Source organism: Bradyrhizobium sp. MV1.5 (assembly GCF_055807615.1).
In genome coordinates, this window is the sequence record NZ_JBVVPL010000054.1 from 26,735 (window position 1) to 38,472 (window position 11,738).

12 protein-coding genes are annotated in these 11,738 nt (G+C 64.7%); 5 read left to right on the forward strand and 7 right to left on the reverse strand.

Going from position 1 to position 11,738, the window contains the following annotated elements; translation table 11 throughout:
- Window positions 1-24: 24 nt before the first annotated feature.
- Both AC0L2J_RS31170 and AC0L2J_RS31175 read right to left on the reverse strand, forming a co-directional pair.
- Complete coding sequence (locus AC0L2J_RS31170) at window positions 25-399, reverse strand: winged helix-turn-helix domain-containing protein (RefSeq protein WP_007616058.1); 375 nt, start codon at window positions 397-399, stop codon at window positions 25-27.
- Complete coding sequence (locus AC0L2J_RS31175; RefSeq protein WP_063996501.1) at window positions 386-1,003, reverse strand: hypothetical protein; 618 nt, start codon at window positions 1,001-1,003, stop codon at window positions 386-388. Before AC0L2J_RS31175 ends, AC0L2J_RS31170 begins: the two co-directional genes overlap by 14 nt.
- Before the next feature lie 203 nt (window positions 1,004-1,206).
- Here AC0L2J_RS31175 and AC0L2J_RS31180 point away from each other — a divergent pair, with 203 nt between their 5' ends.
- Window positions 1,207-2,451 (forward strand): S1C family serine protease, encoded by a 1,245-nt coding sequence (locus tag AC0L2J_RS31180; protein WP_473395544.1) that lies wholly within the window; start codon window positions 1,207-1,209, stop codon window positions 2,449-2,451.
- Window positions 2,452-2,602: 151 nt separating this feature from the next.
- Here the strand turns inward: AC0L2J_RS31180 and AC0L2J_RS31185 are convergent, their stop codons facing one another.
- On the reverse strand, window positions 2,603-3,577 hold the full coding sequence (locus AC0L2J_RS31185; RefSeq protein ID WP_473395545.1) for a Bug family tripartite tricarboxylate transporter substrate binding protein: 975 nt from the start codon (window positions 3,575-3,577) through the stop codon (window positions 2,603-2,605).
- 124 nt (window positions 3,578-3,701) lie between these two features.
- Here AC0L2J_RS31185 and AC0L2J_RS31190 point away from each other — a divergent pair, with 124 nt between their 5' ends.
- Together AC0L2J_RS31190 and AC0L2J_RS31195 are read left to right on the forward strand one after the other, a co-directional pair.
- On the forward strand, window positions 3,702-4,121 hold the full coding sequence (locus tag AC0L2J_RS31190; protein ID WP_063996504.1) for a VOC family protein: 420 nt from the start codon (window positions 3,702-3,704) through the stop codon (window positions 4,119-4,121).
- A gap of 180 nt (window positions 4,122-4,301) precedes the next feature.
- On the forward strand, window positions 4,302-5,882 hold the full coding sequence (locus AC0L2J_RS31195; RefSeq protein ID WP_473395547.1) for an ATP-dependent acyl-CoA ligase: 1,581 nt from the start codon (window positions 4,302-4,304) through the stop codon (window positions 5,880-5,882).
- Between the two features lie 93 nt (window positions 5,883-5,975).
- Here AC0L2J_RS31195 and AC0L2J_RS31200 read toward each other — a convergent pair whose 3' ends face one another.
- The 4 genes from AC0L2J_RS31200 to AC0L2J_RS31215 form a co-directional block, all read right to left on the reverse strand.
- Window positions 5,976-7,070 (reverse strand): HD-GYP domain-containing protein, encoded by a 1,095-nt coding sequence (locus AC0L2J_RS31200; RefSeq protein ID WP_473395549.1) that lies wholly within the window; start codon window positions 7,068-7,070, stop codon window positions 5,976-5,978.
- 264 nt (window positions 7,071-7,334) lie between these two features.
- Window positions 7,335-9,617 (reverse strand): xanthine dehydrogenase family protein molybdopterin-binding subunit, encoded by a 2,283-nt coding sequence (locus AC0L2J_RS31205; RefSeq protein ID WP_063996506.1) that lies wholly within the window; start codon window positions 9,615-9,617, stop codon window positions 7,335-7,337.
- Window positions 9,614-10,105, reverse strand: a complete 492-nt coding sequence (locus AC0L2J_RS31210) for a (2Fe-2S)-binding protein (RefSeq protein WP_007616069.1) — start codon at window positions 10,103-10,105, stop codon at window positions 9,614-9,616. The genes AC0L2J_RS31205 and AC0L2J_RS31210 overlap by 4 nt, the downstream gene beginning before the upstream one ends.
- Window positions 10,106-10,137: 32 nt before the next feature.
- Window positions 10,138-10,338 carry a hypothetical protein gene (locus AC0L2J_RS31215; RefSeq protein WP_063996507.1) on the reverse strand — a complete coding sequence of 67 codons (201 nt, stop codon included), beginning with the start codon at window positions 10,336-10,338 and terminating at the stop codon, window positions 10,138-10,140.
- A gap of 73 nt (window positions 10,339-10,411) precedes the next feature.
- On the opposite strand from AC0L2J_RS31215, the gene AC0L2J_RS31220 reads away from it, so the two are divergent.
- Window positions 10,412-11,176, forward strand: coding sequence for an alpha/beta fold hydrolase (locus AC0L2J_RS31220; protein ID WP_473395550.1), 765 nt, complete (start codon window positions 10,412-10,414; stop codon window positions 11,174-11,176).
- A 24-nt stretch (window positions 11,177-11,200) separates the two neighbouring features.
- Window positions 11,201-11,536 carry a hypothetical protein gene (locus tag AC0L2J_RS31225; RefSeq protein ID WP_007616073.1) on the forward strand — a complete coding sequence of 112 codons (336 nt, stop codon included), beginning with the start codon at window positions 11,201-11,203 and terminating at the stop codon, window positions 11,534-11,536.
- The last annotated feature ends 202 nt before the right edge of the window (window positions 11,537-11,738 follow it).

Genomic DNA, 11,738 nt, shown 5'->3' on the forward strand with positions numbered 1-11,738 from the left:
CTCCGGTCAAAAAGGGGGGAAGGATCAGGTCGAGACGATCCCGAGACGGCCGAGCGGCGCCGCCTCGCGGCCGGCGGCCTTGGCGGCGTCGCGCACCAGCCGTTCGAGCACGGCGAGATAGTCGAGGAAGCGGCGGCGGCCGGCCTTGGTCAGGCGGCAGGTCGTGTGCGGGCGATTGCCCTCATAGCCCTTGGTCACCTCGACGAGGCCGGCTTCCTGGAGCACGGCGAGATGCCGGCTGAGATTGCCGTCGGTGAGGCCGCAGAGCTGCTTGAGATCGGCGAACGCCAGCCCCTTCGGATGCGCCATCAGCGAGGTCAGAAGTCCGAGCCTCGCCTTCTCGTGGATCACGCGGTCCAGTCCTTCATAAGAGAAGGGTGCGCTGTCAATCTTCGACATCATGGTCTCCGGATGCGAAATGCAGAATGCCCGCCATCACCGACTGCCCGATTACGAAGGGCAGGCCCATGGTCCATGGCGACAGCGTGTGGGTTTGGCTCGCGAGCACGACTACCGCGAAGCCGGAGATGAAATACCAGGCGCCGGCGAGCGCCACGGTGCGCGGCAGCGAGCGGACGGAGGCGAAAATGCCGAGCGACACCAGGATCTGCCACAGGCCCGGCAGCAGCCACAACGTTTCGCCCGCGAACTTCCACATCACCACCGCAAGCAGCACACCGGCAACGCCTGCGGGCAGGAACTGCTCGACGGCCTGGTGGATCATGGCATCGGCGAGACCCGAATGATGGCGGCGCGAACGTGCGCGCATCTCGACACCGATCATCAGGCCGGAGAGCGCGGCGGCAATGAACCAGCCGAAGAAGAAACCGAGCGGCTCGCCGGTGGGATCGCCGAGCAGCCAGAATTCGAGGATTGCGGTGAGGAGCGCGACCGCGCCGGTCGCGGCCATCGTCGCCGGGCCGTAGCCGCGGAATGCCGTGCCAGCCGCAATCTGGCTGCGGATTGCCACGATGTCGGCCAGTGCCTTGTCGAGATCGCGCATTGGCAACGCCAAAACCTCGTTCCGCCCATGTTTGCCGGGACTATCGGTCCCCGTTACTTTGTACCGCAAAGTATATCGGATGGCAAAGTAAAGACAAGCCCCCAGCGCCGCCCGAGAAGTCCGGTCCTCGGCAGACAACTGCCGGTTGCACGACACCTGCTCCCGCAGATAAGATGCACGCGAACGCGCTCTAGGGGGAAAGTATGTGGCTTAGGTCATTCGTCGTTGCGTCTTTATTGCAGGTGAGCGTTGGCAGCGTTGCGCACGCGGCCGGACCATTCGGCAGCGTCAAAATCGGCAACTGGGTCGGCGGCGCGTTCAGCAATGACGAAACGGGAGCCTTCTCGCATTGTGCCGCGACGGCGCCTTATGCCAACGGCGTCATTCTCGTCGTCGGCCAGAATGCTGGGGGCTCGTGGATATTGAGCTTTGCGAGTCCCAGCTACCGCTTCAAGCAGGGCGAGAACGCCGCGATCGACGTCATCTTTGACGGACAGGAGCAGGCCAGACTGTTCGCCACGGCCAACCAGACGAACATGCTCAGCTCCGTCATGCCTGCCAACGTGGTACGAACGTTTCAGAAGGCAAGCCTGATGGTCGCGACGAGCGGCCGCACCGTGCTGAATTTCGACCTGACCTCGGCCGGGCCCGTGATTGCGGCATTGGCCAATTGCGTCACCAAGGTGAAAGCCGACGGGCTGGACAAGGCCGGCGATTTTACCAAGATCGCCGCCAAGCCGCAGGCCGCGCCGGACAAGCAGACGCCATCGGCCGGCAGCAAACCTGCCAGAACCAAGAGCGGCACCGGGTTCGTCGTGAGTGCCAGCGGACACGTCGTCACCAATAACCATGTGATCAGTGGCTGCGTCGGCGACATCAAGGGCAATCTCACGGGCGAAGCCGGGATGGTTTTGCGGGTGGTGTCGAGCGACGCCAACAACGATCTCGCGTTGCTGCAGGCGCCCTCGACGACCACGTTCAAGGAGTTCGCCCGGATCCGCGACCGCTCGATCCGCTCCGGCGATTCCGTCGTCGCGATCGGCTTTCCCTTCCATGGGCTGCTGACTTCGGACTTCACCGTGACGACCGGCATCGTCAGCTCGCTCAGCGGCATGCGCAACGATTCGCGTTTCCTGCAAATCAGTGCGCCGGTGCAGCCCGGCAATAGCGGCGGCCCGCTGTTCGACACCACCGGGCAGATCGTTGGCGTCGTTACGGGAAAACTGGACGGATTACGGATGGCCGCTGCGACCGGCAACATCCCCGAGAACATCAACTTCGCGATCAAGACCGGCGCGCTGCGCGATTTCCTCGACAACTCCGTGGTGCCCTACCAGACTGCCGAACCGAAGAGCGAGATCAAGACCACCGACATCGCCGGCAACGCGCGACCGTATACGATGCTGATCTCGTGCAACGGCACGGAGCAGGCTGAGGCGAAGCGGTAGCGGCAAGGCAGGCGGCGTCTGCGCGGCCGCCGCGAAACGCACCACGCCGTTTTACTCCAGATCGACGGGCGTTGGCGTGCAAGAAGCCTTGATACGCAAGAAAAAGCCCTGCCGAACGGGCAGGGCTCCAATCGCGCACATCACAAGATCGCTACTCGACCTTGAGGCCCGCGAACTCGACGACCTTCTTCCATTTCTCGGTTTCGGCCTTGATCTCCTCGCCGAACGCCTCGGGCGTCTGCGCCCGCGGCTCGCCGCCGAGCTCGACCAGCCGCTTGGCCATGTCCGGCTCCTTTATCAGCGTGTTGATCTCGCTGTTGAGCTTGGCGATGATCTCCTTGGGCGTGTTCTTCGGCGCACCCATGCCGAACAGCGCGCTCGCCTCGTAGCCCTTCACGGTCTCGCCGATCGCCGGCACGTCGGGTAGCTGCGGCGAGCGCTCCGCCGTGGTGACGCCGATGGCGCGGAGCGAGCCGGACCGGATGTGCTGGATGATCGAGGGCATGTTGTCGAAGATCACCTGCACCTGGCCGCCGAGCATGTCGGTGATCGCGGGCGCGGCGCCGCGATAGGGCACGTGCTGCATCTTGCAGCCGGTCAGCGCCATGAACATCTCGCCGGACAGATGCACCGAGGTGCCGTTGCCGGAGGATGCCATGTTGACCTTGCCGGGATTGGCCTTCACGTATTCGATGAATTCGGCGACGGTCTTGGCCGGCACGTCCTTGTTGACGGTCATCACGTTCGGCACGCGCTGGAACGAGGCGACCGGCGCGATGTCGCGCACGAAGTTGAACTTCAGGTTGGAGTAGAGCGAGGCATTGATGTAGTTGGCCGGATTGATCAGTTGCAGCGTATAGCCGTCGGGCTCGGCGTTGACGACCGATTCGGTGGCGATATTATTGCCGGCACCCGGCTTGTTCTCGATCACGAATTGCTGGCCGAACTTCTCCGACAGCCGCTGGCCGATCAGCCGCGCCAGGATGTCGGTGGCCCCGCCCGGCGGATAGCCGACCACCCATTTCACCGGATGGGTCGGATAGTCGGCGGCAAGCGCCTTCGACAGCGGGCTGGCTGCAAGCGGACTGGCGGCGAGCAGGCTCAGCGCGGTACGGCGAGTGATCATCTCAAGGGTTCTCCCAAGTGTTGTTCTTGAAGCCAGATAGCTTGAAAATGGCGTCGGCGCGCTTGTACCAAAGCTTGCCACAGGCGGAAAGTGCACGGGGCGCATCGCGACGAAAGGATAAGGCATGGCGGTCAAGGTCGAAGCTCTCGATCATCTCGTGATCAACGTCGCGGACGTTGCAGTGACCGCCGAGTGGTACGGCAAGATTCTCGGCATGGAAGTCAAGGTGTTCGACCCCGGCGGCGGCAAAGCGCCGCGGACTTCTCTTCAATTCGGTAACCAGAAGATCAACGTCCGGCCCCGCGATGCCGACAAGGTGGAGTGGTTCACCGCGGACCACCAGACCGCCGGCAGCGAGGATCTGTGCTTCCTCACCTCCGCCAGTCCCGACGAGGTGGTGGCGCATCTGAAGGCACACGGCGTCGCGATCGAACAGGGCCCGGCTCCCAAGCAAGGCGCCCGCGGCACCCTGCGCTCGGTCTATTGCAGGGATCCGGATGGCAGCCTGATCGAGATTTCGTCGTATGAGGACGGCGGCCGGTAAGGCCAAGCCGCCTGCCCCACGCACCGTCATTGCGAGGAGCCCTTGCGACGAAGCCATCCAGGCTGCCTCCGGGGAGAGATTCTGGATTGCTTCGCTCCGCTCAATGACGGTGGAGAGAGCAGGAAGACGCAATCATCAAAACGCAGCCGCCGGCAAGATGCAGGCTGCACGGGAGGACACATGCCGAATTCGCAAGCCGCCGCCGGAATCGTGGGCCCGTTCGACGGGCTCGACGTGCCCTGGCTGCTGAAGATGCGGGCCGAGGTGCGCAGCTCACATCCGTTCCTGATCTGGGCGCCGTTCGATGCGCCCGCGCGGCGCTGGAGCTATGGCGAGTTTCACGAGCGGGTCGGCGCGCTCGCGGCGGGACTGGCGAAGCGCGGCGTGAAGCCGGGCGAGTATGTGCTCATTCACCTCGACAATTGCATCGAGGCGCTGCTGGCCTGGTTCGCCTGTGTCGAACTCGGCGCCATCGCGGTGACCACCAACACGCGCTCGGCGCCGGCCGAGCTCGACTATTTTGCCGATCATTGCGGCGCAGTCGCCGCGATCACCCAGCCGGCCTATGCCGAGATCGTCGCGCAGAATTGCCGCAATATCCGCTGGATGGCGGTGACCTCGCATGATTCGGGCGCGGCGCCCGCGAACTCGGTCTCACGCGGCGACAGTTTCGAATCGCTGTTCGCCGACAGTGCCGGCCGTCCCAGGCGCGCGACCGATCCGCTCGCGCCGTGCAGCGTGCAATACACCTCGGGCACGACATCCCGCCCCAAGGCGGTGCTGTGGACCCATGCCAACGCGCTGTGGGGCGCCAAGGTCAACGCCGCGCACGAGGACCTGCACGCAAGCGACGTGCATCAGACCTATCTGCCGCTGTTCCACACCAATGCGCTGGCCTATTCGATGCTGGCGACGCTTTGGGTCGGCGCCACCTGCGTGATCCAGCCGCGCTTTTCCGCCAGCCGATTCTGGGGCGCCGCGCGCGAGCACGGCTCGACCTGGACCTCGACCATACCGTTCTGCATGAAGGCGCTGCTCGAGCAGGACGTCCCGCGCGATCACAAATTCCGTCTGTGGGGCACGGCGATCAACGAGCCGCCGGCCTTCGCCGCCTTCGGCGTCAAGATCATCGGCTGGTGGGGCATGACCGAGACCATCACCCACGGCATCGTCGGCGAGATCGACCAGCCCAACATCCCGATGTCGATCGGCCGCGCCGCGAGCGAATACCAGATCCGCATCACCGACGACGACGGCCGGCCGACGGAGGTCGGCGACACCGGCAACCTCTCAATCAAGGGCATTGTCGGCCTGTCGCTGTTCGCCGAATATCTCCACAACGAGAAGGCGACACGCGAGAGCTTCGACGAGCACGGCTTCTTTCTCACCGGTGACCGCGTGGTGCGGCTGGAGAACGGCACTATCCGCTTCGGAGATCGCAGCAAGGACATGCTCAAGGTCGGCGGCGAGAACGTCGCCGCGTCCGAGATCGAGCAGGTGATCGCAGTCATCCCCGGCGTGCGCGAGGCCGCCGTGGTGGCGAAGACGCATCCGATGCTGGACGAGGTGCCGGTCGTCTTCATCATCCCGCAGGGTGGCGTCGCGGGTGCACGGCCCGATCTGCACGAGGCGGTGATGGCCGCCTGCCGCGCCGGTCTCGCCGACTTCAAGGTGCCGCGCGAGATCCGTTTCGTCGACGACATGCCGCGCTCGACGCTGGAGAAGGTGGCGAAGGCGGAGCTGAGGAAGATGGTGGGCTGAGTTTTTCTGTCGTTCCGGGGCGGTGCGAAGCACCGAACCCGGAACCTCGAGATTCCGGGTTCGCGCTTCGCGCGCCCCGGAATGACTCCTAAATCAGAACGATCCCAAGGCCACCGGGCGGAACGCCTGCAACAGCTGCTGGTCCAGCTTGCCGCCCATGCCTTCCATCATCGCAAACGCGCGCGCGTGGGTGAAGGGCATGCGATAGGCGCGCTTCTCCACGAGTGCCGCGTAGATGTCGACGATAGTCGTGACCCGCACGATGTCGCTGATCTGGTTCGACGAGAGATTGTTGGGATAGCCGGAGCCATCGAGGAATTCGTGGTGATGCAGCACGACGTCCAGCATCTCCGGCGGAAAGCCGCCTTGAGCTGCGAGCGCGTCATAGCCGCGGCGCGGATGCTGGCGGATTTCGGCCATCTCTTCGTCGGTGAGCTTGCCGGGCTTGTCGAGCAGCGCGGAGGGAACGAAGGCCTTGCCGACGTCGTGCAGCAGCGCGGCACGGGTCAGCCGGCGCTGGTCGTCCTCGCGCATGCCGAGATGCTGGGCGAAGGAGACCGCAAATCCGGTCACGAACAGGCAGTGCCGATAGCTGCCGACATGGTGGCAGCCCACCGTGGTGAGCCACTCGCGCAGCGAGGAGTGCTTGATCGCCTTCAGGATCTTGCTCTCGGCGGCGATGACGTCGTCGAAGGTGAGAGGCACCCCGAGCGGCAGCTTCTCGAACATCTTCTTCAGCACCGCGTGCGCGGCCTCGACGCCGCGGTTGAGCGTCTTGCCGCGATCGGTCGCATCATAGACGGCGGTGTCGGGGAAGGCCGCACGGATGCGCTGCAGGATGTCCTCGGGCTGAAGCGGCCGCGAGATGGTGTCGGTGGCGCCCAGCGCCCAGGCCTGCATGGTGCCGTGATGCAGGGCGTCCGCAAGCACGAACAGACGAGGCATCGCGCGATAGGCGTCGCCGCGTAGCTTGTTGCGCACCCGCTGCACGCTCTCGGGCGAGCGCAGATTGATGTCGACCACGAGGCCGGAGAGATCGCGCGAGGGCTGCTCGGGGAGGTCCTGCGTCGTCACTGTCGCGACGTCGCCCACCGCCTTGAGGATGCTGGCGAGTTCGGTGCTCTCGTCGCTCCGGTCGGAGGCGAGCAGAAGCCGGCGTTTGGCGGCGGGTTTGGCTGAGGCGTTCATGGCTTCCCCAAGAGCACGGGCGTGTTTCGGGCAGAAGCCTAAGCCGGATCAGGTTCTCCGGCCCTTAAGAGGCGTGCTCAATGGAACCCTGCGGAATCATCGACAATTTTACGGAACTCGGTTCCCCGGCGGTTCCAATCAAAAACGTCGAAAACAACCCCATGCACAGTAGAGATGTGCTTGCAAACACAGAGCTTTTTTAACGACGAATCCGCCGGAGGCTGCCCCCCGGCGGATCATGTCAGGTCACAATCGCAACCAGCCTTACGCCTTCATCGCGCCCTTCACGGCCTCCGCCGTGATCGGCAGGCCCCGGACGCGAGCACCCGAGGCGTTGAAGATGGCGTTGCCGATCGCCGGTGCGATCACCGTCACCGCGGGTTCGCCGACACCGGTGGCCTTCTCGCCATTGGCGATCACGGCGATCGCGACCTCGGGCACCTGGCTCATGCGCAAGGGCGTGTAGCTGTCGAAATTGGTCTGTTCGATGCCACCGTCCTTGAGCGTCGCCTTCTCGTACATCGCCAGCGATAGACCCCACAGCGCCGCACCCTCGACCTGGGCGCGGATGTTGTCGGGATGCACCTGCGTGCCGACGTCGGTGGCGACCGTGAGCTTCTTCACGGTCACCTCGCCCGATGGCGCGACGGCGACGTGGGCGACGCAGGCCGTCCAGCTTGCGGTCGCGCGTTCCTGCGACGACACGCAGGCGACCCCCATGCCTTCACCCTTCGGCAGCTTCCTGCTGCCGTAGCCGGCAAGGCCCATCGCGGCGAGCAGCGTGTTGCGCAGCCGCTGCGCGCCGCCGTCGTTCTTGCCGGCGCCGTCGAGAAGCGAGATGCGGAACTGCGCGGGGTCCTTACCCGCGGCAACCGCGATCTCGTCGATCATGCTTTCGACCGCCCAGAAGGTCCAGCCCGGCGCGACCGAGCGGAGCTGGCCGGACGGCGTGGCGTTGTGCGCCATCTCGTTCTTGATCGCGCGCACATGATGGTTGGGCACGGTGTAGAAGAAGTCGGCCCCGTTCACCGTGAAGGAGTCGAGCGGACCCTTCTTGTCCACCGACGGCGTCAGGAAATCAGGGATTCCCCAGCGCTGGGTCGGCCAGGCCGAAACCACGTCGTGGCTGAGCGCGACGAGCTTGCCGTCGCCGTCCACGCCGGCCTTTACTTTTTGATAGGTGAGCGGACGCGAGAAATCCATCGTCATGTCGTTCTCGCGCGTGTAGATCACCTTCACCGGCTTGCCGATCGCCTTCGCCGCCTGCACCGCCGGAATCATCATGTCGGCATCGAGCCTGCGGCCAAAGCCGCCGCCGAGCCACATCTGGTGCATGACCACGAATTTCGGATCGATCCCGGCCGCACCCGCCGCGATCGCGCCGGAGCGCGTTGCGAACTGATTGCCGGAATAGATGTGCAGGATGTCGCCCTTGAACTCCGCAGTGGCGTTCATCGGCTCCATCGGCGCGTGGATATTGATGCTGGTGGTGTACTCCGCCTCCAACACCTTGGCCGCCGTGCCGAACGCCGCCGCGGGATCGCCGTCCTTGACGAAGAATTGCCCGGAATCCTCCAGCTTCTGAAGCCGCTTGGCCTCGTCGAGCAGCGACTGGCTCGACACCTTTGCGTTCGGGCCGCCGTCATAGGCGATCTTCAGCGCCTGCGCCGCTTTCTTGGCATTGGCGTAGGTGTTGGCCACCGCCACGACCCAGCCTGACGTCGTCTGCGTCTTGTCGTCGAGGGTGACGGCCTTGATGAAGCCCGGCACCTTCTTGGCGGCACTGTCGTCGACCGACTTGACCGTGGCGCCGAAGCGCACCGGCGGCGTCACCACCGCGCCATAGGCCATGCCCGGCAGCATCACGTCGATGCCGTATTTGGCCGTGCCATTGGTCTTGGAGGGGATGTCGAGCTGCGGCACCGACACGCCGATCATGGTGTATTGATCCGGCGTCTTCAGCTTGATCGCCTTGAGCTCGTCCGGCGTGAAGGTTTTTGTCGCCTTGCCGCTCTTGACGACATCGGCGAACGACATCGTCTTCTTCGACTTCGGGTGCGAGATCATGGAATCGCGCACCACGAGTTCCGAGGCCGGCACGCCCATCGCGGCGGCCGCGCCTTCCGTCAACGCCATCCGTCCGGCGGCGCCGGCGCGGCTCATGGCGTCGAAGTTCATCATGGTCGACCAGCTGCCGCCGGTGATCTGCGCACCCAGCACGGGGTCGTTGAACTTCGGATCGTTGGAGGCGAGGTTGACCCGCATGTCGCTCCACTTCGCGCCCAGTTCTTCGGCCACGATCTGCGCCATGGTGGAGGCGATGTGCTGGCCCATGTCGGCCTTGCCGCAGGTGACGGTGACGAGACCATCCGGCGCGATCGCGTACCAGACGCTGGGCTCGAAGGTCGAAGGCGCCGCAAGCGCCTCGCCGATGCCGGGCACGCCGGCATAGCCGAGCACGAGGCCGGTTGCGGCGGTGCCGACCAGGAAGGAGCGGCGGCTGAGATCGGTCGCCTCGGGCGCAACATTATTCACGTGCTTGTTCATGTGGGCCTCCGCTCGTTGCCGGAGGCGGATGCGGTGCGCATCTCGGTTGCGGCGCGCATGATTGCCTTCTGGATTCGCGAATAGGTCATGCAACGGCAGAGATTGCCGTCCATATGCGCCACGACCTCTTCCTTGGTCGGGTTGGGATTCTTTGCCAGCAGCGAGGCCGCCTGCATGATCTGCCCGGACTGGCAGTAGCCGCATTGCGGCACCTGCTCGGCGATCCACGCCTTCTGCAAGGGATGGTCGCCCTTGGCGGCGAGGCCTTCGATGGTGGTAATCTTCTTGCCGGCGACATCGCCGACCATGGTCTGGCACGAACGCACGGCTTCGCCGTTGACGTGAACGGTGCAGGCCCCGCATAGGCCGGCACCGCAGCCGAACTTGGTGCCGGTCATCTGCAATTGCTCGCGGATCGCCCAGAGGAGCGGCGTGTCGTTCGCCGCATCCACGGACAGACTCCGCCCGTTGATGGTGAGAGTTGGCATAGGCGTCTTCCCCTGCCGGTGCATGAAGCCGCTTACGGCGGCAACTTGTGTTGACGGACGCCCACCGGGCCGGCGCCAGCCTTGTTCGCAAGAATGATCGTGTTCAGGCGCAGAGGCAAATGCAATTTGGAATCGATCGAAACAAACACCGGCGCGCGCATCTTGTGCGTTGCGAGAACAGCGGTGATGCAGCGGCTGAACGCAACAGAGTGCACGCCAAGCATGCGGGCCATCGCGTTCAGGCAGTTTCCTCCGAGTAACCCCGCGCGTTAGGATGGGCGAAGGCAAGATAAACAGGTGGAAACAATGCCTGGGATCGATCGGGACGGCGTCGAAATCTACTACGAGGTTCATGGCGAAGGTCCGCCGCTGCTGCTGACCCACGGCTATTCCTCGACCTCGGCGATGTGGCATGGGCAGGTCGAGGCGCTTGCCAGGGATCACAAGCTGATCCTGTGGGACATGCGCGGTCACGGCCAGTCTGATTATCCCGACGATCCCGCCGCCTACAGCGAAGCGCTCGCGGTCGGCGACATGGCGGCGATCCTCGATGCGGTCGGCACTGAGCGCGCCATCATCGGCGGGCTGTCGCTCGGCGGCTACATGTCGCTCGCCTTCGCTCGCGCGCATCCAAAGCGCGTCCGCGCGCTGCTGATCATCGACACCGGCCCCGGCTTCAAGAAGGACGACGCACGCGAGGCCTGGAACGCGCGGGCGCTCGCCACTGCCGATAAGCTCGACCGCGAAGGGCTCGACGTGCTGAAGGCGGCGACGCGCGAGCGCGCCACCGCGAGCCATCGCAATGCCAGGGGATTGGCGCTCGCCGCACGCGGCATGCTGACCCAGCGCGATGCGAAGGTGATCGAGCTGCTGCCGGAGATCAAGGTGCCCAGCCTGATCGTGGTCGGCGCCGACGACACGCCGTTCCTCGCTGCGTCGGACTACATGGCGGCGAAAATTCCCGGCGCACAAAAAATCGTGATCCCCGCGGCCGGACACGCCGTCAACATCGATCAGCCGCAGGCTTTTGTTGACGCGGTGCTGCCTTTCCTGAAGAACTTGCCGGAATAGGACGATCTGACGGGAACACAGGCAATGAAGCGAGCGATGTTGGCTGCGGGCGCGGTGTTGCTGTCAGTATCCGCGCAAGCCGAGCCGTTCGGCGGGACACCGCCCCGCCTGCCCTTCGTCGCGACCTTGTCGAACAACACGCCGCTCGCCTTCGGCATGGATGCCGGGCAAACCGCGCGGGCGCTGGGGCAACCGCTGCAATATGTACGGGGACGTCCCGGCAACGAGATATATCTCGCGCTTCGCAACATCGGCGGCAGCGGACTGATCCCGTACCGTCACCGCCTGTTCCTGCAATTCCGTCATGGCCGGCTGGCGGGATGGAAGGAGGATTACGGCGAGAACTGGATGTGGGAGTGAGAGCGGGCGCACAAGCGCATCCCCTCATCCTGAGGAGCTTCCAATGCAAGCGTCTCGAAGGATGAAGGCCCCCGCTGCTGCATCTCGGCCTCTATCCTTCGAGACGCGGGGCCAGGGGGGGCGGCCGAGGGGGTGGGGGGTGGTTTTTTTTTGGTATTTAAAAAAAGTCAAACCCCCGGGGGGCAGACAAAAAACAGACGGC

Coding starts and splice junctions, on each gene's coding strand:
- AC0L2J_RS31170 (WP_007616058.1), bottom strand. CDS start 399: ATGTCGAAGATTGACAGCGCACCCTTCTCTTATGAAGGACTGGACCGC.
- AC0L2J_RS31175 (WP_063996501.1), bottom strand. CDS start 1,003: ATGCGCGATCTCGACAAGGCACTGGCCGACATCGTGGCAATCCGCAGC.
- AC0L2J_RS31180 (WP_473395544.1), top strand. CDS start 1,207: ATGTGGCTTAGGTCATTCGTCGTTGCGTCTTTATTGCAGGTGAGCGTT.
- AC0L2J_RS31185 (WP_473395545.1), bottom strand. CDS start 3,577: ATGATCACTCGCCGTACCGCGCTGAGCCTGCTCGCCGCCAGTCCGCTT.
- AC0L2J_RS31190 (WP_063996504.1), top strand. CDS start 3,702: ATGGCGGTCAAGGTCGAAGCTCTCGATCATCTCGTGATCAACGTCGCG.
- AC0L2J_RS31195 (WP_473395547.1), top strand. CDS start 4,302: ATGCCGAATTCGCAAGCCGCCGCCGGAATCGTGGGCCCGTTCGACGGG.
- AC0L2J_RS31200 (WP_473395549.1), bottom strand. CDS start 7,070: ATGAACGCCTCAGCCAAACCCGCCGCCAAACGCCGGCTTCTGCTCGCC.
- AC0L2J_RS31205 (WP_063996506.1), bottom strand. CDS start 9,617: ATGAACAAGCACGTGAATAATGTTGCGCCCGAGGCGACCGATCTCAGC.
- AC0L2J_RS31210 (WP_007616069.1), bottom strand. CDS start 10,105: ATGCCAACTCTCACCATCAACGGGCGGAGTCTGTCCGTGGATGCGGCG.
- AC0L2J_RS31215 (WP_063996507.1), bottom strand. CDS start 10,338: ATGGCCCGCATGCTTGGCGTGCACTCTGTTGCGTTCAGCCGCTGCATC.
- AC0L2J_RS31220 (WP_473395550.1), top strand. CDS start 10,412: ATGCCTGGGATCGATCGGGACGGCGTCGAAATCTACTACGAGGTTCAT.
- AC0L2J_RS31225 (WP_007616073.1), top strand. CDS start 11,201: ATGAAGCGAGCGATGTTGGCTGCGGGCGCGGTGTTGCTGTCAGTATCC.